Genomic DNA, 22,875 nt, shown 5'->3' on the forward strand with positions numbered 1-22,875 from the left:
GGCGGGCCCCGCGCCCGCGGTCCTCTTCGGAAAAGGAGTCGATCGTGACCATCAGGAAAGTGGGCGTGCTGGGATGCGGGCTCATGGGCGCAGGGATCGCCCAGGTGTGCGCGCAGTCGGGCTTCGACACCGTCGTCCTCGAGGCCGCCCCCGAATTCCTCGAGAAGGGAATGGGGCGCATCCGCTCGTTCCTCCAGGGGGGCGTCGATCGCGGCAAGATGAGCGCGGCGGATCGTGACGCGACCCTCGCACGGCTCCGCGGGACGACGGACGCGGCGGCCCTCGCGGACCGCGATCTGGTGATCGAGGCCGTCATCGAGGACCTGAAGACGAAGCGCGATCTCTTCGCGAAGCTCGACGCCGTGTGCGGGCCGCAGGCGATCTTCGCGAGCAACACGTCGTCCCTCTCCATCACCGGGATCATGACCGCTACGAAGCGGCGCGACCGATTCCTCGGGCTTCACTTCTTCAACCCGGTGCCGCTCATGAAGCTGGTGGAGGTCGTGAGGACCTTCACGACGGCGGACGCCGTCCACGACGAGGCGTGCGCGTTCGTGCAGGCGCTCGGCAAGACCCCCATCCGGACGAAGGACGCGACGGGGTTCATCGTCAACCGTCTCCTCGTCCCCTACATCCTCGACGCCATCCGCGCCCTCGAGGAGGGGGTGGGCACGATCCGGGACATCGACGAGGGGATGAAGCTGGGATGCGGCCATCCGATGGGCCCCCTCACGCTCCTCGATTTCGTCGGGCTCGACACGACGCTCTACATCGCGGAGATCATGTTCGAGGAGTTCCGCGAGCGCCGGTTCGCGCCCCCCCCGCTGCTCAAGCGGATGGTCCTCTCCGGCTATCACGGCAAGAAGTCGGGGAAGGGATTCTACGACTGGAGCGCGGAAAGCCCGAAGGCCAACGACTACCTCGTGGGCGGCGGTGGAAGGTGAGCTACCGGAACCTCCTCTACGCCGTCTCGGACGGCATCGCCCGCCTCACGATCAACCGCCCCGACAAGCTCAACGCGCTGAACCGCGAGACGGTCGGGGAGATCGACGCCGCCGTCCAGGCCTTCGGAGCCGACGCTTCGGCCCGCGCCCTCGTGCTGACGGGATCCGGCGACAGGGCGTTCGTCGCCGGAGCCGACATCTCCGAGCTGGCCGAGCAGACGCCGCAGGGAGGGAAGGACTACTCGCTCCACGGCCAGCGGGTCCTGGCGCAGCTCGAGACGAGCGTCAAGCCGACCATCGCGGCCATCAACGGCTTCGCGCTCGGCGGAGGCCTCGAGATCGCCCTCGCCTGCCACATGAGGGTTGCGTCGGAGACGGCGAAGCTCGGGCTCCCGGAGGTCACGCTCGGCATCATCCCGGGGTTCGGCGGGACGCAGCGGCTGCCCCGGCTCGTGGGGAAGGGCAGGGCGCTCGAGATCATCCTGACGGGAGAACCCATCGACGCCCGCGAGGCGCACCGGATCGGGCTCGTGAACCGCGTCGTCCCGCAGCCTGAGCTCCTGGCGGAGGCGGAGAAGCTCGCCAGGACGATTCTCTCGCGCGGCCCGGTCGCGGTGCGGTTCGCGATCGAGGCGGTCGGCCGCGGCCTCGAGATGCCGGCTGCGGAGGGGCACTTCCTGGAGGCGACTCTCTTCGGGCTGCTGACGACGAGCGAGGACATGAAGGAAGGGACGCGGGCCTTTCTCGAGAAGCCCAGGCGGACGCCGGCCTTCAAGGGTCGTTGACATTCGAACAGCAAACCTGAAGCTGAGGCACGTCTTCCTGGGCGCGCTCGCCATCCTCTCGACCGCCGTGGGCGTGTCGCTCCTCGGGCGACCGAGGGCCCTCGCGAGGCCCCTCGCGGCGCTCGAGACGGCCGAAAACGTCGCGCAGCGCGCGCGGAACCTCGACAGCACGAAGACCCGGCGCGGCCTGCCGTCGTTCCGGGTGCAGGCCGCCGAGGCCTTCACCTACCGTGAGGGGAACAAGGAGCTTCACGACGTCAAGGTGACGCTCTTCGGCCCGGGCAAGGAGCGGACGGAGCTTTCCGCCCCGCTCGCGCTCTCGACGGAAGGGGAGAGCGGCGGGTGGAGCTTCGAGAACGGCGTCGAGCTGCGGGGAGACAGCGGGTTCCGTCTCGGCGTCCGCGAGATGAAGTACCGCGAGACGCTCCAGGAGGTCAGCTCCGAGGCCGACGTCAGCTTCGCGCGCCAGGGGATGGAGGGGTCCGCGAAAGGCCTGAGGTACCTCGTCTCCCAGCGCAGGCTCGAGCTCCTCGGCGACGTGGTCGTGAACGGGGATCCGAACGCCCCGGGGATCCGCTCCATTCACGCGACGCGGGCCGTGATCGATCGCGAGACATCGCACGACTCGTTCGTCTCCTACGTTCTCGAGACGGCCGCGGGCGAGAACCTCACCGGAGCCGCCCTCGACGTCGCGCTCGATCCGAACAGCTCGAAGGTGCGCCGCGTGGAGGCGACGGGCGGGTTCCGGCTGACAAGCGGCGGCGGGGCGCGGGGGGCGCAGATCCTCGGGCCGGGGAGGCGCGAGCTCACCGGCGAGGCGCTCGCCGCGGGAATGGACGAGATGGGCGACATTCACGACGCCGTCGCCACCGGCGGGGTGAAGCTCGCCGTCACCGACGACGCGGGGGCGGCCCGCAGCCTCGACGCCTCACGCATCACGCTCGGGTTCGCCCACGGGGCGCTCGAGTCGGTGACGGCGGAGGAGAACGCCCTCCTCGTCGTCCCCCCGTCGCCCAGGGACAGGGAGCAGACCCCGACGACGCTGAAGGGTCGCGCGATCCACGCGAAGCTCAACCCCGACGACGGATCGCTGATCTCCGGGGACGCCGAGGGCGACGCGCAGGCGGCGCAGGCCGCCCGGACCCTCTCAGCCCCGAGGATCACCTTCGACGGTCGGGGGAATCTGTGGGTGCTCGACGCGACGGAGCCCGGCTCGCAGGCCAGGGTCGAGGGCGACGGCGGGACGGTCACGGCCGAGCACATCGAGATCCGCCGCGAGGAGGGGACGCTTTCGGCGAAGGGGACCGTGAAGACCCTCTCGCAGCCGAACGAAGGCGGCGCTCGGTCGACGTCGGGGCTCCTGTCCGGCGACGGGCCGGTGCACGCGATGAGCGGATCTCTCGTCGCGATCCGCGACGGGCGGATCGCGCGCTACCGCGACAAGGTCCGCATCTGGCAGGGGGCGTCGAGCCTCGAGGCGCCGTCCATCGACGTGGCGGACGAGGCGGGGACGGTGGAAGCGCACGGCGGCGTCGTGGCCCGGGCTCCCTCGAAGAGCGAGGGGGGAGGCGCCCCGCAGATCGCGACGGTATCGGCCGGCGATCTGATGTACAGCCGTCAGGCCGCCGAAGCCCGCTTCACGGGAAACGTCCACGCGACGACCGCCGGTTCGCGCATCGACGCGGACTCCCTCGTCGCGAAGATCGGGGAGGGGGAGGGGATCACCGAGCTCGACGCCACGGGAAAGGTTCGATTCCAGGACGGCGCGCGCGTCGGCGACGGCGATCATCTGGTGGTTTCGCTCAAGGAGAAGCGATACGTTCTGTCGGGGCGCGGGCGCCTCGTATCGATACAAGATCCTTCAAATCAACAATTTGTAAGAGGCGTCGTGTTGACTTACGAGGGGGCCGCTGATAGGATTCTCGTCGAATCCGAGACGGGCGGGCGCACCTGGGTCACACTCAAGCCGCGCGGCTCAGAAGGGAAGAAAGTTGGCCCGCAGCCTCCTCACTGAAGGCCTTTACAAGACCTTCCGCGGGCGTCAGGTCGTCCGGGACGTCAGCGTGCGCATCGACGGGGGGGAGATCGTCGGGCTGCTCGGCCCCAACGGCGCCGGCAAGACCACCTCCTTCGGCTGCATCCTCGGCCTGGTCCGCCCCGACCGGGGAAAAGTGCTCCTCGACGGCGAGGACATCACCTCGCTGCCGATGCACCAGAGGGCCCGGCGCGGCCTGGGCTACCTGCCCCAGGAGGCGTCGATCTTCCGGAGGATGTCCGTCGAGGACAATCTCCTCGCCGTCCTCGAGACGGTGGGGATCGGCGGGGAGGAGATGCGCCGGCGGGCCGGCGCGCTGCTCGACGAGTTCGGCGTGTCGCACCTCGCGAAACAGAAGGCGACGACGCTCTCGGGTGGGGAGAGGCGCCGCGTCGAGATCGCCCGGGCGTTGACGACGAGCCCGTCGTTCATCCTCCTCGACGAGCCGTTCGCGGGGATCGACCCGATCGCGCGCGCGGATCTCCAGCGCGTCGTCGCGCACCTGAAGGAGCGCGGCCTGGGCATCCTGATCACCGATCACAATGTTCGCGAAACTTTACAAATAACGGACAGGGCGTACATTATCGCCGACGGGGCCATTCTCCAATCCGGCCCGCCCGGGGCCCTGGCCGCGGACCCGCGCGTGCGGCAGGTGTACCTCGGGGAGCAGTTCAGCCTGAGCTGATGGCGAGACCTCGCAGGACAGGGATGATCGATGGGGCTTGAACAGAAGCTGAACCTCAGGATGAGCCAGAAGCTCATCATGACGCCGTCCCTCCAGCAGGCGATCAAGCTCCTGCAGCTGAGCAAGCTCGAGCTCCTCGAGGAGATCACCCACGAGCTCGTCGAGAACCCGGTCCTCGAGGAGGGGAGCGAGCGCACGGTCAGCGAGCGCGAGGAGCACGAGGCGCCGGAGCAGGAGATCGCGCGGCAGGACGCCGCGCCGTCCACCGAGGTCGAGGCGCCCACCCCCGAGGGAGAGGACAAGTTCGACGACGACTACCTCGAGGCCTTCTACGAGGACTACGTCGAGCGCTCCTACGAGCCGCGCGTCCAGACCGAGGACATCGAGCTCCCGTCGTTCGAGGCGACGCTCACCAAGCAGCAGACGCTCGCCGATCATCTCTCGTGGCAGATCGAGGCGACGCCGATGGACGATCGCCTCCGCGAGATCGCCGACGCCATCGTCGGCAACCTGAATGACGACGGCTATCTCGGCGCGACGTTCGACGAGATCCAGACGATGGGGCCGTACTCCCCGGAGGAGGTCGACGCGGCGCTGAAGATCGTCCAGGCGCTCGATCCCCCCGGCGTGGCGGCCCGCGATCTGCGCGAGTGCCTCCTCATCCAGATCCACCGCCTCGACGTGCACAACGCCGTCCTCGAGCACCTCATCGAGGAGATCGTGAGGGATCGCCTCGAGCTGCTGCAGGCGCACAAGTACCAGGAGCTGCAGCATCGCCTCGGCTGCTCGGGCCCCGAGCTGCAGGCGGCCATGGAGGTGATCCGCAGGCTCGACCCCTCCCCGGGGCTCCGCTACAACGCGCAGCGCTCGCAGTACGTGACACCCGACGTCTTCATCGTCAAGATGGAGCGCGGGGAGTACAAGGTCCTGCTCAACGAGGACGGGATGCCGCGGCTGCGGATCAGCGGCGTCTACCGGAAGATGCTCGAGAAGCACGACCCCGCGACGGATCGGGACGCCCGGAACTACGTGAAGGAGAAGGTCCGGGCCGCCCACCGGTTCATCAAGAGCCTCGACGAGCGCCAGAGGACGATCTTCAAGGTCGCGACGAGCATCATCAAGTACGAGAAGGATTTTCTCGACTACGGAATGGACCACATGCGCCCGCTCATCCTCAAGGACGTGGCGGACGACATCGGCATGCACGAATCGACCGTCAGCCGCGTCGTCAACAACAAGTACATGCACACGCCTCGCGGCCTCTTCGAGATGCGCTACTTCTTCCACGCGGCGGTCCCCGGCTCGACCGGGGAGGAGATCTCATCGCTGAAGGTCAAGGAGAAGATTCGCGACCTCGTCGCCGCCGAGGACGGGCAGCACCCGCTGAGCGACGCCACCATCGTGCAGCGCCTCGCCGACGAGCACGGAATCCGCATCGCCCGCCGCACCGTCGCCAAGTACCGTGGAGAGCTGAGAATTCCTTCTTCCAACGATCGCAAGCACCCCTTCGCCTGACAGGCGCCGCGGAGTCCTGAATGAAACTCGTAATCACCGGACGGCACATCGAAATCACTCCCGCGCTCAAGTCGTTCACCCGCGAGAAGATCTCGAAGCTCGATCGATGGGTCGACGAGGTGATGGAGGTCCACGCCATCCTCGTCGTCGAGAAGCACCGGCACACGGCCGAGCTGGTGGTGCACGGGCGCCACCTCACCCTCAGCGCGCGCGGATCGTCGGCCGACATGTACGCGTCGATCGGCACCTGCATCGAACGGCTCGAGAAGCAGGCGCGCAAGAAGAAGGAGATGCACGTCGCGAGGCGCCGAAGGTCCACCGGCCCCGTCGCGCCGCCGGAGCCGCCGGCCGCCGCGGAGAAGCCGGCCCGGCGACGGGCGAAGGGGGCACGCGCCTCGGCGGCGGATGCGGACGGGGGTCCGCCCCGTATCGTCCGGAGCGAGACCTTCTCGAGGAAGCCGATGTCGGTGGAGGAGGCGGCCCTCCAGGTGCGCGAGGCCGGGCTCGAATTCGTCGTCTTCCGCAACGAGCGGTCGCAGGAAGTGAACGTCGTCTACCGCAGGAAGGACGGCAGCTTCGGCCTCATCGAGCCCGAGAGGTGAGCCGGGGGGCCGACCGCCCCCAAAGCCCCGTCCCGCTTGACTTCGCGGAGGGCGCCACGTTAACCTCCGGCGCCTATCCCGCTGTCCGGCCAACGCTTACGCGGGAAGGCTGAAGGCCGGCTGCCGCTCCGGCCCTTCCGGGAAGCGCCCTCATGAGACTCGAGCTCGACGACGATCACAGGATGCTCCGCGAGAACCTCCGCCGGTTCGCCGAGGAGGAGATCGAGCCCCGCGCAGCCCATCACGATCGCACGCGGGAGTTCCCGTACGAGAACGTGAAGAAGTGCGCCGAGCTCGGCCTGATGGGGATGATGGTCGACGAGGCGCACGGGGGCGCCGGGATGGACGCCCTCGCGTACGTCATCGGGATCGAGGAGATCTCCCGCGTCGACGCCTCCCTGGGCGTCGTGCTCTCGGTCAACAACTCCCTCTACTCGCACCCGATCAACACCTTCGGAACTGAAGCGCAGAAGAAAGAGTACCTGACGCCCTTCGCCCGCGGCGAGAAGATCGGCGCGTACTGCCTGACCGAGGCCAACGCCGGCTCGGACGCGGGAAGCCTGCGGACGAGCGCGACGCTCAAGGGCGACACCTGGATCCTCAACGGCGCGAAGGTCTTCGTCACGAACGGCATCGCCGCGGACGCCTGCATCGTCTACGCGAAGACCGACCCGGCGGCCCCCTCCTCGAAGGGGATCTCGGCGTTCATCGTCGAGAGGAGCTCCCCGGGCTACTCGCTCGGGAAGCCCGAGACGAAGATGGGGATCACCTCCTCCGGCTCGGTCGAGGTGGTCCTCCAGGAGTGCGAGGTCCCCGCGAAGAACCTCCTCGGCACGCGCGACCAGGGTTTCAAGATCGCGCTCCACACGCTCGACGGCGGGCGCATCGGCATCGCGGCGCAGGCGCTCGGCATCGCCCAGGGGGCGCTCGACAAGGCCGTCACGTACGCGAAGCAGCGCGTCCAGTTCGGCAAGCCGATCGCCGAGCACCAGTCGATCCAGTGGATGCTCGCCGACATGGCCACCGACGTCGACGCCGCCCGCCTCCTCGCGTACCGCGCCGCGCACGCGAAGGAGACGAAGGAGCGCTACACGCTCGAGGCCTCGATGGCGAAGCTCTTCGCCTCGGAGGCGGCGAACCGCGTTGCCTACAAGGCGGTGCAGATCTTCGGCGGCTACGGCTACATCGCCGAGTACCCCGTGGAGCGCTACTTCCGCGACGCCCGCATCACGGAGATCTACGAAGGGACCTCCGAGATCCAGCGGATGGTCATCGCCTCGCACATCCTCAAAGGCTAGCCGCGTGGACTTCGATCTCTCCGAAGATCTGCGAATCCTCCAGAAGACGGTTCGCGACTTCGCGGCGACGGAGATCGCCCCCGTCGCCGCGACCCTCGAGCGCGAGAGCCGCTTCCCGCGCGAAATCCTCAAGAAGCTCGCCGGGATCGGCATCCTCGGGATGGTCATCCCCGAGGAGTACGGCGGGGCAGGCTTCGGGGCGATCTCCTCCTCGATCGTCCTCGAGGAGATCGCCGCGGCCTGCGCCTCGACCGCCGTCACCGTCAGCGTCCACAACACGGCGTCCGCGGGGCCGATCACGAGATTCGGCACCGCCGCCCAGAAGAAGCGGTACCTCCCGCCGATGGCGCGCGGGGACTACCTCGGCGGGTTCGCCCTGACGGAGCCCTCCGCCGGCTCGGACGCGGCGTCGATCCGCACGCGCGCCGTCCGCCGCGGGGATCGCTACATCCTGAACGGCGCGAAGTCGTGGATCACCAACGTCCACGAAGGAGGCGTCTACGTCCTGATGGCGTCCACCGATCCCGCGCGCGGCGCGCGAGGCGTCACGGCCTTCCTCGTGGAGCCGGCGTTTCCCGGCTTCGCCTTCGGGAAGGACGAGGACAAGATGGGGCTGCGCGCCTCCCTCACCGGGGAGATCGCGCTCACCGACTGCGAGGTTCCCGCGGAGAACGTCCTCGGCGAGGAGGGGATGGGCCTTCGCATCGCCCTCGCCACGCTCGACTCGGGTCGCATCGGGATCGCCGCGCAGGCGATCGGCATCGCGCGCGCGGCGTTCGAGGCGGCGTTGTCGCACGCGCGCACGCGCGAGGCGTTCGGCGGCCCGCTCGCGAAGCTCCAGGCGATCCAGAACAAGCTCGCCGACATGGCGCTCCAGATCGACGCGGCGCGGCTGTTGACGCAGCGCGCCGCGTGGCTCGCCGAATCGGGGGCGAAGAACTTCACCCGCGAGGCCTCCGAGGCGAAGCTGTACGCCACCGAGATGGGGAACAGGGTCTGCTACGAGGCGCTCCAGATCTTCGGCGGCTATGGTTACTCGAAGGAGTATCCGGTCGAGAGGCTCGCGCGCGACGTGCGGGTGACGACGCTCTACGAAGGGACGTCCGAGATCCAGCGACTCGTGATCGCGAGGCAGCTCGTGGGGGCCGCCTGACCGGCGCGCCGAAGACGGAAGGGCGGGGGACGATGGCGAAGACGAAGGCCGGGGACAAGCAGCGCTGGACCGACGAGACGCTCGACCCTGCGATCGCGAGGAAGCCGGAGCGCGACGCGCGCTTCACAACCGTCTCCGATCTCGCCATCGATCGCCTCTACGCCCCCGAGGATCTCGGCGGCGCGTGGGATCCCGCGCGCGATCTCGGCATGCCCGGCGAGTTCCCCTACACGCGCGGCATCCACCCCACGATGTACCGGGGCAAGCTCTGGACGATGCGCCAGTTCTCGGGGTTCGGCTCCGCCTCCGACACGAACCGGCGGTATCACTACCTCCTGTCGCAGGGGCAGACGGGCCTGTCGGTCGCCTTCGACCTCCCCACGCTGATGGGGCGGGACAGCGACGACCCGATGGCGGAGGGGGAGGTCGGGCGCGAGGGGGTGGCCATCGACACCCTCGCGGACATGGAGGCGCTCTTCGAGGGGATTCCCCTCGAGAAGGTCTCGACCTCGATGACGATCAACTCCCCGGCGTCGATCCTCTGGGCCATGTACCTCGTGGTCGCGGAGAAGCAGGGGGCCGCGTGGAGCCGGCTCGACGGGACGATCCAGAACGACATCCTCAAGGAGTACATCGCGCAGAAGGAGTGGATCTACCCGCCGCGCCCCTCGATCAGGATCATCACCGACATCATGGCGTTCGCGGCGGAGCAGGTCCCCCGCTGGAACACCATCAGCATCAGCGGCTACCACATCCGCGAGGCGGGCTCGACGGCGATCCAGGAGCTCGCCTTCACGCTCGCCGACGGCGTCGGCTACGTGGAGGCCGCGATCGAGGCCGGCCTCGACGTCGATCAGATCGCCCCGCGGCTCTCGTTCTTCTTCAACTCGCACAACGATTTCTTCGAGGAGATCTGCAAGCTCCGCGCGGCGCGGCGCCTCTGGGCGAAGCTGATGCGGGATCGGTTCCACGCGCGGAGCCCCCGCTCCTGGATGCTCCGCACGCACGTGCAGACGGCCGGCTGCTCGCTGACGGCCCAGCAGGCCTACAACAACATCGTGCGCGTGACGGTGCAGGCGCTCGCGGCGGTCCTCGGCGGCACGCAGAGCCTGCACACGAACTCGCTCGACGAGACGCTCGCCCTCCCGACGGAGGAGGCGGTCACCATCGCCCTGCGCACGCAGCAGATCCTCGCCGAGGAGAGCGGCGTCGCGAACACGATCGACCCTCTCGGGGGCTCGTACTTCGTCGAGCGCCTCACCTCGCAGATGGAGGCGGGGGCTTCCGACTACATCCGGCGCATCGACGAGATGGGAGGGATCGTCTCCGCGATCGAGAGGGGGTTCCCGCAGAAGGAGATCGCCGACGCCGCGTACACCTACCAGCTCCAGATCGACCGGAGCGAGAAGACGATCGTCGGCGTCAACCGTTTCGTGCAGGAGGAGACGCGCCGACCCGACATGCTGAGGATCGATCCCGCCGTCGAGCGCGATCAGCTCGCGCGCCTCGCGAAGATCCGGAGCGCGCGGGACGCCGCCCGGCACTCGCGGGCGCTCGCCTCTCTCGCGGCGACCGCGGCGGGGAAGGGAAACCTCATGCCCGGGATCGTCGAGGCGGTCCGGGCCTACGCGTCGGTCGGCGAGATCTGCGGGGCGCTGAAGCCGGTGTTCGGCGAGTACCGCGAGCAGAGCGTCCTTTGACAGGGGGGACAGGCGCGATGGCTGAGAAGATTCTGAGGCTGCTCGTCGGCAAGGTCGGCCTCGACGGGCACGACCGCGGGGCGAAGATCGTCGCCCGCGCCCTGCGCGACGCCGGATGCGAGGTGATCTACACCGGCCTTCACCAGACGCCGGAGATGGTCGTGAACACGGCGATCCAGGAGGACGTGGACGCGATCTGCCTGAGCATCCTCTCGGGCGCCCACAACACGCTGCTCCCGAAGGTCCTGAGGCTCCTCAAGGATCGAGGGGCGGCGGACATTCCCCTGCTCGCCGGGGGGATCATCCCCGACGAGGACATCCGGACCCTCAAGGCGACGGGGGTGCTCGAGGTCTTCACCCCGGGCGCCTCGACGCGGGACATCGTCGATTACGTCCGGGGCCACGTCCGGGGCCGCCGCGGCGCCGTCGGCGCGTGAGCGGGAGCGAAGAGGCGGCGGACGCCCTCAGGGTCCTCACCTTCGAAGCCGGCGGGAGCCTCTTCGCGGTCGGCGTTCACGAGGTCGCCGCGGTCGCCGCCGCCGTCGGGCCGCCTCCCCCCGGGACGAGCGTGGTCGACGTCGTCGGGATCCTCGGCCGCGCGGGGGCGCCCGGACCGAGGGGGTGCCTGATCCATCTGAGGAGCGAAGGGGCGGCGCCGCCCGTCGCCCTGACGGCGTCGCGCGCCCGCGAGGTGATCCATCTGAAGCGGGAGGGGGTGCTCCCGCTTCCCGGGTTTCTCTTCCAGGGGGCGAACCCGTACCTCGGGGTGGTCGCGCACGAGGGGATGGCGCTCTTCCTCCTGGCGGGGGCGGAGAGCCTCCTGAGAGCGACATCGCGATGAGCCGCTCGCCGCACATCGGTTTCACGATCGGGGGGAGCCTCCTCGCCGTCGAGGCGACGCGCGTCCTCGCCGTCGCCGAGGCGGCCGACATCATCCCCGTCCCCTTCGCCCGCGCCTGCTTCCCCGGCGTGCTGCTCCGCCGCGGCCGGCTCGTTCCGATCGTGGACCTCGCGACGGTCCCGAGCCTCTGGAACGCCGTGCCGGGGACCGGCGGGGACCAGGTGCTCGTCCTCGCGGCGGGCGAGATCGAGGCGGGGCTCCTCGTGCGGCAGGTCGAGACGCTGACCTCGGCCCCGGGCGACGCGGAGTCCGGCGCGGCGGCTGCGCCTTCCGAGGTGAGAGAGGCTATCCTGTGGGGCGCGCTCCGGGCGCGGGGACGCGACTTCGGACTGCTCAAGGTCAACACGGCTCTGGCGGCGGCGGGAGTCCCGGCGCCTCCGGAACCTCAAGGAGGATCGAGAGTCGATGGCCAAGAAGATCCTGCTGGCGGATGACAGCATCACCATCCAGAAAGTCGTGGAGCTCACCTTCTCGGAGGGCGACTACGAGGTCCACTGCGTGGGCAACGGCGCCCTGGCGATCCGGAAGATCGACGAGATCGTTCCCGACATCGCCCTCGTCGACGTGATGATGCCGCAGCGCAACGGCTACGACGTCTGCTCGCACGTGAAGCAGGATCCGCGTCTCGCGTGGATACCGGTCCTCCTGCTCACCGGAACCTTCGAGCCCTTCGATCCGCGGCGCGCCGAGGCCTCGGGCGCCGACGGGCACATCACGAAGCCGTTCGAGTCGAGGGCGCTCGTCGCGCAGGTGGAGGACCTCCTTTCGGCCCACCCGCGCCCGCGCGCGGCGGGAGAGCCCGAGCCGCGGCCCATCGCTCCATCGGCCCCTCCCGAGAGCTCGGAGATTGTGAACGCGGGCCAGATCTTCGCCGCGGCGCGGGGAACCGACACGGGATCGCGCCCGGCTCCGCCTCCCCCTCCGGAAAGCCCGGGGATGGCCTCGCCGGCCACCGTCCGCATCGACAGCCGCACCTTCTTCCCGCATCTCGCGGCCGGGGGAGCGGGCGAACGCGTCGTCGAGACCCCGGCGGCCGGAGCGACGACGTCCCTTGGCCCCTTCGATCTGGGCGCCGACGAGGCGGAGACCGATCCGACCCAGCCCTTCCGCGCCGTCGCCGGCCCCCCTCCGGCCTCCTCGAAGTCCGAGCCGCGCGCTCCCGGAAAGACGCCGGCCCTTCCGCGCGCCGTGGAGTCGACCCCCGCGCCGCCGCCTGCCGCACGCGGGGTGGACGACGCGGCCGCGCGCGACGCGGTCCGCGAGGCCGCCGAGCGGATCCTGCGCGAGGTCGCATGGGAGATCCTGCCCGAGATCGCCGAGCGCCTCGTAAAGGAGCGGATCCGTCAGCTCGAGAGCGAGGCCGAGTCCGGCGCCCCCGCGCCGCAGATTCACTGATCCGGGCCGTCGCCCCGATGGAAAAGTCCTTCGAGCCCCGAACGTTCGAGTCGAAGTGGACCCGCTTCTGGGCGGAAGCCGAGGTCTTCACGGCGCGACCTCGCCCCGGCGCCGAGTCGTTCTGCGTCGTCATCCCGCCGCCGAACATCACCGGCCGGCTCCACTACGGCCACGGGCTCAACAACACCCTCATCGACGTCCTGACGCGCTGGCACCGCATGCGCGGCCACGACGCGCTGTACCTCCCCGGCACCGATCACGCGAGCATCGGCACGCACGTCATGATCGAGCGGGCCCTCGAGAAAGAGGGGATCACGCGCCAGGACCTGGGCCGCGAGAAGTTCCTCGAGCGGGCGTGGGCGTGGAACCGCGAGTACGGCGGCGCGATTCGCGATCAGCTCCGGGCTCTCGGCACGTCGTGCGACTGGAGCCGCGAGCGCTTCACGATGGACCCGGGGCTCTCGCGCGCGGTCCGCGAGGTCTTCGTGAGGCTCTACGAGGAGGGGCTGATCTACCGCGAGAACTACATGATCAACTGGTGCCCGCGATGCCGGACCGCCGTGTCGGATCTCGAGGTCGTGCACCGGGAGACCGCGAGCACGCTGTGGACGGTGCGCTATCCCCTCGAAGGGGGCGGCGAGATCCAGGTCGCGACGACCCGGCCCGAGACGATTCTCGGTGACGTCGCGGTCGCCGTGAACTCCGACGACCCCCGCTACGCCTCCCACGTCGGGAGGACGGCCATCCTCCCCGTGATCTCCCGCCGCATCCCGATCCTAGCCGACGCCATGGTCGATCCCGCCTTCGGCACCGGCGCCGTGAAGATCACCCCCGCGCACGACCCGGCGGACTTCGAGGTGGGGCGCCGCCACTCTCTCCAGCCGATCCGCGTGATGGACGAGAGCGCGCGGATGACCGATGCGGCCGGAGAGTACAGGGGCCTCGACCGGTTCGAGTGCCGCAAGCGCCTCCTCGCGCGCCTCCGCGACGACGGCCTGCTCGTCGGCGCGCGCGATCACGTCAGCCAGATCGGTTACTGCGATCGATGCGACACGATCGTCGAGCCGTCGATCTCGCTCCAGTGGTTCGTGAAGGTGGCCCCCCTCGCCGCGCCGGCCATCGCCGCCGTGGAGGAGGGGCGCATCGAGATCGTCCCGGCCCTCTGGACGAAGACGTACCGCGAGTGGATGTCGAACATCCACGACTGGTGCATCAGCCGGCAGCTCTGGTGGGGACACCGCATCCCGGCGTGGTACTGCGAGCGCTGCCCGCACATCACCGTGGCCCGGGAGGACCCGACGACCTGCGGGGGGTGCGGCGGGACGGGGCTGACGCAGGACCCCGACATCCTCGACACCTGGTTCTCCTCGGCCCTCTGGCCCTTCTCGACGCTCGGATGGCCCGACGCGACCGCCGACCTCGCGCGGTACTACCCGACGTCGGTCCTCATCACCGGCTACGACATCATCTTCTTCTGGGTCGCGAAGATGATCATGATGGGGCTCAAGTTCATGGGGGAGGTCCCCTTCCGGCAGGTCTTCTTCAACGGGCTCGTGCGCGACGCGCAGGGGCGGAAGATGAGCAAGACGAAGGGGAACAGCGTCGACTTCCTCGACCTTATCGCCGAGCACGGGGCCGATCCGGTGCGCTTCACCTTCACCGCGCTTTCCGTTCCGGGGGCCGACATCCCCCTCGCGAACGAGAGGCTCCTCGGCTACCGCGCGTTCTGCAACAAGATCTGGAACGCGGTCCGCTTCGCGAAGATCCACATCCCGGAAGGGGGAGCGCCGCCGCCGCTCCCGCAGGACGGAGAGCTCAGCCTCGCCGATCGATGGATCCTCAGCGCGCTCGACCGCGCGACGGAGAGCGCGAACCGCGCCCTCGCCCAGTTCCGCTTCGACGAGGCCGCCTCGTCGCTGTACCGGTTCGCGTGGCACGAGTTCTGCGACTGGTACCTCGAGATGTCCAAGGCGGCCCTCTCGTCGGAGAGGCCCGAGGCGGCGCGGGCGGTCCTCGCGCACGTCCTCGACGCCCTCCTGAAGCTCCTGCACCCGATCATCCCCTTCGTCACGGAGGAGCTCTGGGAGCAGATCCCGCACGAGGGGGAGTGCCTCGCGACGAGCGCGTACCCGCTGGCGGTCCCGGGGCGGCGCGACGCCGAGGCGGAGCGGTGCGTCGCCTTCCTCATCGAGACGGCCACGGCGATCCGGAACGCCCGGGCCGCCGCCGCCGTGAAGCCCTCGGCGCGCGTCGCCTGCGTCATCGTGGCCCCCTCTGCGACCCGGGAAGATCTCGTCGAGCCGACGCGCGCGTATCTCATGACGCTCGCGCGCCTCTCCTCGCTCGACGTCGTCGCGGAGAGACCGGCCGGCGGCACGCCGTCGGCGATCGTGGGGGACGCGGAGATCCACGTGCACGCGGAGACACCGGCCTCGAAGGGAGCGGACCGCGCCCGCCTCGAGCGAGAGCTCCAGCTTCTCACCGGCGAGGCCGCGCCCTGGGCCGCGAAGCTCGGGAACGCCCAGTTCGTCGAGAGGGCGCGCCCCGAGGTGGTCGAGAAGGCGCGGCGGGTCCACCGCGAGATCACGGAGAAGATCGAGCGCATCCGGCAGAACCTCGCGGGCGAAGGCGCCTGACGCGATGGAGCCGGTCCCCCGACATCTTCTCGCGCGCCACGTCGCGGAGGCGCTGCTCGAGGACGTCGGCCCCGGCGACGTCACGACGGAGTCGATCGTCCCCGAAGGCCTCCGCGCGCTCGGGGAGATCCGGTTCCGGGGGGGCGCGGTCGTGGCGGGGGTCGAGGCGGCCGCGATGGTCTTCCGCGCGCTCGACGCGACGTGCCGGATCACCCGCCACGCGCCGGATGGAACCCGCGTGACCGCCCGAGGGCTCATCCTGTCCGTCGAGGGGCCGGCGCGCGCCATCCTCACGGGCGAGCGGGCGGCGCTCAACTTCCTCGGCCGCCTCAGCGGCATCGCGACGCTGACGGCCGCCTTCGTCGAGCGCGCCGCAGGGCGCGCCGCGATCGCGGACACCCGGAAGACGACGCCGGGGTTCCGGCTCCTCGAGAAGCACGCGGTCGCCGCGGGCGGAGGGACGAACCACCGCTCGGGCTTGTGGGATGCCATCCTCATAAAGGACAATCACGTCGATCTCGCGGCGGGGGTCGCCGCGGCGATCGCGGCGGCGCGGAGGGGGACGGCCGGGGCGCGCCCGATCGAGATCGAGGTCCGGAGCCTCGAGGAGGTGGACCAGGCTCTCGCGGCCGGGGCCGACGCCCTGCTCCTCGACAACTTCGAGGCGCCGGCGCTCGAGGAGGCGGTGGCCCGGGCGCGGGGCCGGGCGTTCCTCGAAGTCTCGGGGGGCGTCACGCTTGCGAACGTCGCTGCGATCGCGGAGCTCGGAGTGGACAGGATCTCGATAGGGGCGCTCACCCATTCGGCCTCCGCGGCCGACCTGACGATGAGGATCTCGAGGATGACGACGTGAGCGGCGAGGAGAAGGACTCGCGCATCGACAAGGCGGTCCTGCGCAAGGCGCTCGGCGATCGCCTGATGGGATCCCGCTTCCTCTACTTCCTGACGCTCACCTCGACGAACGAGCACGCTCGCGAGCTCGCGGAGGACGGCTGGCCCGAGGGGACCGTCGTCCTCTCCGAGGAGCAGACGGCCGGGAAGGGGCGGGCCGGGCGCTCGTGGCATTCGGCCCCCGGGCTCGGGCTCCACGTCTCCGTCATCCTCAAGCCCGCGCTCCCGCCCGAGAAGATCCCCCTCATGACGCTGATGGCGGCGGTCGCCACGGCGCGGGCGCTCCGCGACGGCGGATGGGACGCCTCGATCAAGTGGCCCAACGACATCATGCTCGGCGGCCGCAAGATCGGCGGCATCCTCGCCGACGCGCGGCTGAGGCCCGGCGCCCCCGCCGACGTCGTGCTGGGCCTCGGGTTGAACGTCAACCACCTCGAGGCCGATTTCCCCGCGGAGCTCCTCCCGCGCGCCGGATCCATCCGCATGCAGACGGGCGTCGTCTCGGACCGGACCGCGATCCTCACCGCGGTCCTCCTGAAGCTCGAGGAGGCCTACCGGGCTCTGAAGGAGGGGGGCGCCGCGGGGGACGCGAAGCTGATCGAGGCCTTCTCGGCCCTCTCCCCGATGTCGCGCGGCCGATCCGTGACGGTCGCCGGTGAAGGGGAGCCTTTTTCCGGCGAGACGGCCGGAGTGGCCGCGAGCGGCGCGCTGCGCGTCGTGACCTCCTCCGGGGTCCGCGAGATCCACGTCGGAGACGTCTCCGTCGGCGAGTCGGACGATGCTCCTCGCCGCTGACGTCGGGAACACCCACACGGTCTTCGGCCTCTTCGAGGGGGAGGCCCTCCTCGCCGACTTCCGGATCGCCAGCCTTCCGTCGCGCACCCCCGACGAATGGGGGATCGGGATCCGGCAGCTCTCTCAGCATCGCGGGATCGATCCGGACGCCGTCACCTTCGCCGCGCTCTGCAGCGTCGTGCCGCCGCTCACCGCGAACGTGATCGAGGCGATCGAGAGGTACTTCAACGTGACGCCGCTCGTCGTCGGCCCCGGGGTGAAGACCGGGATGCCGATCCTCTACGAGCCGCCCCAGGACGTCGGCGCCGATCGCATCGTGAACGCCGTGGCCGCGTACCACCGGATCCCGGGCGCTCTGATCGTCGTCGATTTCGGCACCGCGACGACGTTCGACGTCATCTCGGCGCGCGGCGAGTACGTCGGCGGGGCCATCGCCCCCGGCATCCAGATCGGCGCGGACTCCCTCTTCGCGCGCGCGGCGAGGCTCCCGAGGGTCGAGCTCCGCCGCCCGCCCGCCGTCGTCGGCCGCAGCACCGTCCACAGCATCCAGTCCGGCCTCTACTTCGGCTACGCCTCGCTCGTCAACGGGATGCTCGATCGCATGAAGCGCGAGATGGGTGGGAACGTGAAGGTCCTCGTCACAGGGGGGCTCGGCGCCACGCTCGCGCCGGATCTCGACGGCATCGAGGCGATCGTCCCGGGCCTCACGCTCGAGGGGCTGCGGCTGATCCACCAGAAGAACCGTCCGTGAAGATCCTCTTCGTCTGCAGCGGGAACATCTGCCGGAGCGCGATGGCGGAGGCCGCCCTGCGGGCCGAGCTCCGCGCGGCGGGAGTCGACGGCGTCGATATCGCCTCGGCGGGAACGCTCGGCATCGAGGGGAGCCCGGCGGACGTTTTCGCGGCGCGCGTCGCAGGGGAGTCCGGCTGCGATCTCTCCGCGCATCGATCCCGGGGCCTCTCCGGGGAGGAGATGCGCCTCGCCGATCTCGTTGCGGTGATGGAGAGTCAGCACCTCGACGAGGCGCGGCGCCTCGCCCCATCCCACGGCGGCGTGCGCCTCCTCACGGAGTTCCTGCCGGAAGGGGACCCTGCGCGCGGGAGCGAGATCGACGACCCGATCGGCGGCACGCTCGAGGAATTCCGTGAGTGCCTTGCCCTGATCCGAAGATGCCTCGCCGGGATGCGCGCCGAGCTCACGCCGCGACGGGATCCGGGAGAACCGCGCGATGCGAAGGCTCCGGAGGCGGAGTACTTCGAGAGGGCCGCGGATCGGATCGCCGCCGCGCGCGGCGGGGCCGCCGAGCTCACGTCCATGGAGTTCCACGTCGTCGACAGGTGGTGGCAGTCCGGGGTGCCTCTCTGGCTCGCCCTCGAGTCGCTCGAGGCGGCGGCCGGTCTGTGGATGCCGGGGGAGGCCCCGCGCTCCTTCCTCGAGGCCGTCGAGGCCGAGATGGCGCGGCGGCGCGAGGCGATGCCCCCGGAGATGCCCGCCTCCTGCGCGTCCCCCTCGAAGGAGGACCCGATCGCCCGGGCGTGCGCCCTTCTTCGCGCGCGCATCGAGTCCTCGCTGCGCGAGCTGACCGCGGATCTCGAGCCGCTCCGCCGCGCGCTCCTCGACGCCGGCCGGAAGATCGACCCGGCTCCGGAGTCGATCGCGGGGCTCGAGACCGCTCTTGCCGGGATCCGGCGCGCGATCGCCGACGCCGCGGAGGCCTGCGCGACGGACGCCGACCGGCTCGCGGCCAGAGACGAGGCGCTCGGCGCGCTGCGGGCGCGGGGAGGCCCGGCGGCCGCGGCGCCCCCCGCCGATCTCGTCCGGCGCCTCACCGAGTCGCGCCTCCTCGCGCGATTCCCCGTGCCCTCCTTCTCGCTCCTGGATCTCCTCGACCGCGCCGATTGAAGGGGCCCGACCGGGCTGCTACGTTCCCCGTGGCCGTGAGGAGATCTGGTCGTGAGGGTGACACGTGTTCCCGTCATCACCGACCGTCCTCGCCGCCGCGTGCCTGTGCGCCGGCATCCTGACCCCGGCCTCATGGCGACCCCACCCGCTCCTCGTGGCCGCGGGATGCGCCGCGCTCCTACTCGCAGGGCTCCGCGGCTGCCGTGACCCGGGGGCGCCGCGCGGAAGGCTTCTGATCATCCCGTGCGCCTTCCTCCCGCTCGGGCTCTTCCTCGCGTCATCGGCTGCGATGCCGGCGACGCGCGGCGCCATCGGCCTCCTCCTCACGGCCGAGCCCGCGCTCTCGCGATCGGTCGCGCTGGTCGAGGGAACGATCGCCGCCGAGCCGCGCCGCCGGCCTCCCCCCGACGGCGGGTGCGCCCTCGACCTCGACCTGGCGCGCCTCGGCGCGCTGCGCGTCTCACGCGAGGCCTCGGGGCGCGTGCGCGCTTCGTTCCCCGCAGCTCCCGGCGATGTCCCGGATCCGTGCCGGCTCTTCGAGGGGACGCGCGTCCGCTTTCCCGCGGCGGTGAGCCTGCCGCGATCGTTCGGAAATCCCGGGGCGCTCGACTACCCGGTCTTCCTCGCCTCACGAGGCATCGACGCGCTCGCCCGCGCCCCTTCGGCGAGGCTCGTGGCGGTGACCGCGCCCCCTTCCGCGGCGGACCGCGCGCTCGGCCGGGCGCGGAGGTTCATCCTCGATTCGATCGACGCCGCCTTCGAGAGCGCGGGGGTCGCTCCCGACGCTCCGATCGCGAAGGCGCTCGTCCTGGGGTGGCGCGACGACATCGCCCCGACGGCCGAGGCGGCGCTGCGGGCGGCGGGGACCTCGCACCTCCTGGCCGTCTCGGGGTTCAACGTGGCGATCGTGGCCGCGTGCGTCCTCACGATCTGCCGCCTCGCGCGGGCGCCCCGCGGAGGGCGCGCCCCGATCCTGGCGATCTCCCTCGTCGCGTACGCCGCGCTGACGGGACGCGAGGCCTCGGTGGCGCGGGCCGTCGCCGGCGCGCTGATGCTTCTCGCCGCCCGGGGCCTCGGCCGGCGCGCCCGGCCGCTCCCTCTGATCGCAGCCGTCCTCATGCTCCTGGCGGCGCTCGACCCTCGGTCGGTCGCGGATCCCGCGTTTCAGCTCACCTTCGCGGCGGCCGCGGCGCTCGCGGCGTACGCGCCGCCGCTCGTCGCAGCGCTTCCCGGGCCACGGTGGCTCGCCTCCATGATCGCGGTGGATCTCGCGGCCCTCGCCGCCACGGCCCCGCTCTCGGCGAGCCTCTTCAATCGCGTCGCCCCCGCCGCCCTCCTCGCGAACCTCGCCGCCTCCCCGCTGATGTCCCTGGCCTTCATCGCCTCCTGCGCGATTCCGGCGGTCGCGGCGCTCGCCGCCATCCACCCGGCGCAGCCGTTCGCGCTCCTCGGCGCGTCGCTTCTCGCGAGGGGGGCCTCCCTGGCCATCGACGGGGCGGTGGACGCCTCGGCCCGCCTCGCGGCGATCCCGTGGCTGTCGTACGCATGCGTGACACCCGCCCCGGCGCTCGTGGCGATGACCACCGCCGCCTTCTTCGCCCCGGCGATCTTTCGCGGGACGGGCGCGCCGCGGCGGGCGGTGCTCGCGATCGGCGTGGCCGTCACCGCGGCGGGGACGCTTCTCGTCGTCGCCCCGGGCGAGAAGCCCTCCTCCGGATCGGCCGGCGCGCTCGGCCCGGCGCCGCCGGGGAGCTTCAGGCTCACCGTCTTAGACGTGGGCCAGGGGAGCTCCGCCCTGGTCGAGATGCCCGACGGAGCCCGCCTCCTCGTGGACGGCGGAGGGTTCGCAGGATCCACGTTCGATGTCGGCGAGCGGATCGTCGCGCGCGCGTTGCTGACGACGGGGCTCCGCCGCCTCGACGCCGTCGCCGCGACGCACGCCGACTTCGATCACGTCGGGGGGCTCCCCGCGATTCTCCGGACGTTCGCCGGGACGGCGCTCTGGGTGGGCGCCGCCGATCACTCCGCGCGCCGGCTCGTCCCGCTCGAGCGGCTGGCCGTCGAGTCGGGGCGAGCCCTCCGGATCGTCAGGGTGGGGGGACGCTCGGGGTTCGAGCCGGACGCGATCGACATCCTGAACCCGCCGGCATCCGGCGGGGGAGCGCGCGACAACGACGTCTGCCAGGTGATCCGGATCCGGGCGCTCGGGCGATCGATCCTCCTTCCGGGGGACATCGAGGCCGGCGCCGAGAGAGCGATCCTCCCCGCCCTCGCCCCCGTCGACGTTCTCCTCGTGCCGCACCACGGAAGCCGGACCTCGTCGACCACCTCCTTCCTCGCGGCTCTCCAGCCGCGCCTCGCGATCGTCTCGTGCGGCTTCGCGAACCGCTACGGGCACCCGCACGCCGAGGCGATCGCGCGCCTCCAGGCGGCCGGCGCCCGGGTGCTCAGGACCGACAGGGACGGCGCGGTGCGCGTGACGTTCAACGGCGCGGCAGGGGAGGCGGGGATTTCGATCGAGCGGTTCGCCTCGGGGTGGATCGCCGTCACGCCGGATCGCGGCTCAGGAGATGGGGCGGATGGGGCTCGGGATGAATGAGAGGATGAAGACCGCCGCCGCGAGGGCGGCCACGGCCAGCCGGCCGGGCGAGAGCGCGCGCGTCTCGTCCACGAGCAGGGGATGGCGCGGGTTGAGGAAGATCAGGACAGCCCCCCAGAAGAGCCACGACTCGTTCACGAGAAGCCCCATCAGCACGAAGGAGGCGAGGCACAGGTGCGAGAAGATCCGGTGGAAGCGCGACGAGATCGCGTACGCGATGTGCCCGCCGTCGAGCTGTCCGATCGGCAAGAGGTTCAGCGCCGTCGCGAGGAGACCCACCCATCCCGCCATCCCGACGGTTCCGATCGCCAGAGTCCATCCGGTCGGAGCAGGGGGCGGCCCGAGGACGAGCCTGGCCAGCAGATCGATGAGGAGGCAACTCCCGAACTCGACACCTCCTGCCGCGACCGGGGGGGTCGGCTGCCACTCCGACATCCGGATGCTGGCGATCATGATCGGCAGAGCCACGGCGAACCCCGCGAGCGGACCCGCCACGCCGATGTCGAAGAGGGCCCGCCGGTTCGTGATCGGCGCGCGGATCCGGATGAAGGCGCCGAAGGTGCCGAAGAGGAATAGCGGAGGAGAGGGGAGAAAGTATGGCGGCGTCGCATCGATTCCGTGGTGGCGGCAGGCAATGTAGTGGCCCATCTCGTGCGTCGCGAGGATCGCGAGAAGGCACGCGGCGTAAGGGAGACCCAGCATGAGGAGCGATGGATTGGCGAGAACCTGCCACGCGTCGCGTATCGCAACGCCGCGGGAGGCTCCTTCCCGCACCATGCCGGTGACGAGTGTCGTGACGCACGTGATCACGAAGAGGAAACTCGAGAGGCGCCATCCGCTCCGGCGCCGGGGCCTATCCATCGCAACAACTGACGGGGCCGGGGTCGGTGCTGCCGGCGGCTCGGCGCTCGGGTCCATCGGGATCAGGCGAGGTTGCGCAGGTTCTTGCCGGGCTTGAACCGAATCGTGCGGCCGGGGGGGATCTTGACCTCACGACCCGTGCGCGGGTTGCGGCCGATTCCCTTCTTGCGCGGCTTCA

General features: G+C 70.7%; 21 protein-coding genes. 19 read left to right on the top strand and 2 right to left on the bottom strand.

From position 1 onward, the window contains the following. The first annotated feature begins 41 nt into the window (after positions 1-41). The 19 genes from HY049_19300 to HY049_19390 all read left to right on the top strand — a co-directional run bounded on the left by HY049_19300 (position 42) and on the right by HY049_19390 (position 21,836). Positions 42-944: a 3-hydroxybutyryl-CoA dehydrogenase gene (locus HY049_19300; GenBank protein ID MBI3451045.1), complete on the top strand. Its 903-nt coding sequence runs from the start codon at positions 42-44 to the stop codon at positions 942-944. Continuing rightward, positions 941-1,729 (top strand): enoyl-CoA hydratase/isomerase family protein, encoded by a 789-nt coding sequence (locus tag HY049_19305; protein MBI3451046.1) that lies wholly within the window; start codon positions 941-943, stop codon positions 1,727-1,729. The genes HY049_19300 and HY049_19305 overlap by 4 nt, the downstream gene beginning before the upstream one ends. 67 nt (positions 1,730-1,796) lie before the next feature. After that, positions 1,797-3,743: a hypothetical protein gene (locus tag HY049_19310; GenBank protein ID MBI3451047.1), complete on the top strand. Its 1,947-nt coding sequence runs from the start codon at positions 1,797-1,799 to the stop codon at positions 3,741-3,743. Continuing rightward, entirely contained in the window at positions 3,721-4,449 is a 729-nt protein-coding gene (gene lptB, locus HY049_19315; protein MBI3451048.1) for an LPS export ABC transporter ATP-binding protein, read from the top strand. Before HY049_19310 ends, lptB begins: the two co-directional genes overlap by 23 nt. A 30-nt stretch (positions 4,450-4,479) precedes the next feature. Next, positions 4,480-5,964 (top strand): RNA polymerase factor sigma-54, encoded by a 1,485-nt coding sequence (gene rpoN / locus HY049_19320; GenBank protein ID MBI3451049.1) that lies wholly within the window; start codon positions 4,480-4,482, stop codon positions 5,962-5,964. Between the two features lie 20 nt (positions 5,965-5,984). After that, on the top strand, positions 5,985-6,566 hold the full coding sequence (raiA, locus tag HY049_19325) for a ribosome-associated translation inhibitor RaiA (protein ID MBI3451050.1): 582 nt from the start codon (positions 5,985-5,987) through the stop codon (positions 6,564-6,566). A gap of 152 nt (positions 6,567-6,718) precedes the next feature. After that, the gene (locus HY049_19330) at positions 6,719-7,864 is read left to right on the top strand and encodes an acyl-CoA dehydrogenase family protein (GenBank protein MBI3451051.1); all 1,146 of its coding nucleotides are present in this window, start codon (positions 6,719-6,721) and stop codon (positions 7,862-7,864) included. Between the two features lie 4 nt (positions 7,865-7,868). Continuing rightward, positions 7,869-9,017 (top strand): acyl-CoA dehydrogenase family protein, encoded by a 1,149-nt coding sequence (locus tag HY049_19335; GenBank protein MBI3451052.1) that lies wholly within the window; start codon positions 7,869-7,871, stop codon positions 9,015-9,017. Positions 9,018-9,049: 32 nt separating this feature from the next. Next, complete coding sequence (locus HY049_19340) at positions 9,050-10,717, top strand: methylmalonyl-CoA mutase family protein (protein MBI3451053.1); 1,668 nt, start codon at positions 9,050-9,052, stop codon at positions 10,715-10,717. A gap of 17 nt (positions 10,718-10,734) precedes the next feature. Then, a complete protein-coding gene (locus HY049_19345) occupies positions 10,735-11,154 on the top strand; it encodes a cobalamin B12-binding domain-containing protein (GenBank protein MBI3451054.1) in 420 nt (139 codons plus the stop codon). Next, complete coding sequence (locus tag HY049_19350; protein ID MBI3451055.1) at positions 11,151-11,558, top strand: hypothetical protein; 408 nt, start codon at positions 11,151-11,153, stop codon at positions 11,556-11,558. The genes HY049_19345 and HY049_19350 overlap by 4 nt, the downstream gene beginning before the upstream one ends. Next, complete coding sequence (locus HY049_19355; GenBank protein MBI3451056.1) at positions 11,555-12,052, top strand: chemotaxis protein CheW; 498 nt, start codon at positions 11,555-11,557, stop codon at positions 12,050-12,052. Before HY049_19350 ends, HY049_19355 begins: the two co-directional genes overlap by 4 nt. Beyond that, positions 12,024-13,013 (top strand): response regulator, encoded by a 990-nt coding sequence (locus tag HY049_19360; protein MBI3451057.1) that lies wholly within the window; start codon positions 12,024-12,026, stop codon positions 13,011-13,013. The genes HY049_19355 and HY049_19360 overlap by 29 nt, the downstream gene beginning before the upstream one ends. A gap of 17 nt (positions 13,014-13,030) precedes the next feature. Further along, a complete protein-coding gene (locus HY049_19365) occupies positions 13,031-15,649 on the top strand; it encodes a valine--tRNA ligase (GenBank protein ID MBI3451058.1) in 2,619 nt (872 codons plus the stop codon). Positions 15,650-15,653: 4 nt separating this feature from the next. Next, positions 15,654-16,502, top strand: coding sequence for a carboxylating nicotinate-nucleotide diphosphorylase (nadC, locus tag HY049_19370; protein ID MBI3451059.1), 849 nt, complete (start codon positions 15,654-15,656; stop codon positions 16,500-16,502). Beyond that, positions 16,499-17,335 (top strand): biotin--[acetyl-CoA-carboxylase] ligase, encoded by an 837-nt coding sequence (locus tag HY049_19375; protein ID MBI3451060.1) that lies wholly within the window; start codon positions 16,499-16,501, stop codon positions 17,333-17,335. Before nadC ends, HY049_19375 begins: the two co-directional genes overlap by 4 nt. Beyond that, entirely contained in the window at positions 17,319-18,086 is a 768-nt protein-coding gene (locus HY049_19380) for a type III pantothenate kinase (GenBank protein MBI3451061.1), read from the top strand. Before HY049_19375 ends, HY049_19380 begins: the two co-directional genes overlap by 17 nt. Further along, positions 18,083-19,237 (top strand): hypothetical protein, encoded by a 1,155-nt coding sequence (locus HY049_19385; protein ID MBI3451062.1) that lies wholly within the window; start codon positions 18,083-18,085, stop codon positions 19,235-19,237. The genes HY049_19380 and HY049_19385 overlap by 4 nt, the downstream gene beginning before the upstream one ends. Before the next feature lie 64 nt (positions 19,238-19,301). After that, positions 19,302-21,836 carry a ComEC/Rec2 family competence protein gene (locus tag HY049_19390; GenBank protein MBI3451063.1) on the top strand — a complete coding sequence of 845 codons (2,535 nt, stop codon included), beginning with the start codon at positions 19,302-19,304 and terminating at the stop codon, positions 21,834-21,836. On the opposite strand, the gene HY049_19395 is transcribed toward HY049_19390, so the two are convergent. Together HY049_19395 and HY049_19400 are read right to left on the bottom strand one after the other, a co-directional pair. Continuing rightward, positions 21,801-22,697 carry a site-2 protease family protein gene (locus HY049_19395; GenBank protein MBI3451064.1) on the bottom strand — a complete coding sequence of 299 codons (897 nt, stop codon included), beginning with the start codon at positions 22,695-22,697 and terminating at the stop codon, positions 21,801-21,803. The two genes, HY049_19390 and HY049_19395, sit on opposite strands and share 36 nt — an antisense overlap. 62 nt (positions 22,698-22,759) lie before the next feature. Further along, positions 22,760-22,875 (bottom strand): HU family DNA-binding protein (locus HY049_19400; protein MBI3451065.1); only part of this gene is annotated, 116 nt, incomplete at its 5' end.

This window comes from Acidobacteriota bacterium, assembly GCA_016195325.1.
Taxonomy (GTDB): domain Bacteria; phylum Acidobacteriota; class Polarisedimenticolia; order JACPZX01; family JACPZX01; genus JACPZX01.

Excerpts from the sequence above, each read along its gene's own strand:
- rpoN (MBI3451049.1), top strand. The coding sequence starts at position 4,480 with ATGGGGCTTGAACAGAAGCTGAACCTCAGGATGAGCCAGAAGCTCATC.
- raiA (MBI3451050.1), top strand. The coding sequence starts at position 5,985 with ATGAAACTCGTAATCACCGGACGGCACATCGAAATCACTCCCGCGCTC.
- HY049_19330 (MBI3451051.1), top strand. The coding sequence starts at position 6,719 with ATGAGACTCGAGCTCGACGACGATCACAGGATGCTCCGCGAGAACCTC.
- HY049_19340 (MBI3451053.1), top strand. The coding sequence starts at position 9,050 with ATGGCGAAGACGAAGGCCGGGGACAAGCAGCGCTGGACCGACGAGACG.
- HY049_19345 (MBI3451054.1), top strand. The coding sequence starts at position 10,735 with ATGGCTGAGAAGATTCTGAGGCTGCTCGTCGGCAAGGTCGGCCTCGAC.
- HY049_19355 (MBI3451056.1), top strand. The coding sequence starts at position 11,555 with ATGAGCCGCTCGCCGCACATCGGTTTCACGATCGGGGGGAGCCTCCTC.
- HY049_19360 (MBI3451057.1), top strand. The coding sequence starts at position 12,024 with ATGGCCAAGAAGATCCTGCTGGCGGATGACAGCATCACCATCCAGAAA.
- HY049_19365 (MBI3451058.1), top strand. The coding sequence starts at position 13,031 with ATGGAAAAGTCCTTCGAGCCCCGAACGTTCGAGTCGAAGTGGACCCGC.
- nadC (MBI3451059.1), top strand. The coding sequence starts at position 15,654 with ATGGAGCCGGTCCCCCGACATCTTCTCGCGCGCCACGTCGCGGAGGCG.
- HY049_19380 (MBI3451061.1), top strand. The coding sequence starts at position 17,319 with ATGCTCCTCGCCGCTGACGTCGGGAACACCCACACGGTCTTCGGCCTC.
- HY049_19395 (MBI3451064.1), bottom strand. The coding sequence starts at position 22,697 with ATGGATAGGCCCCGGCGCCGGAGCGGATGGCGCCTCTCGAGTTTCCTC.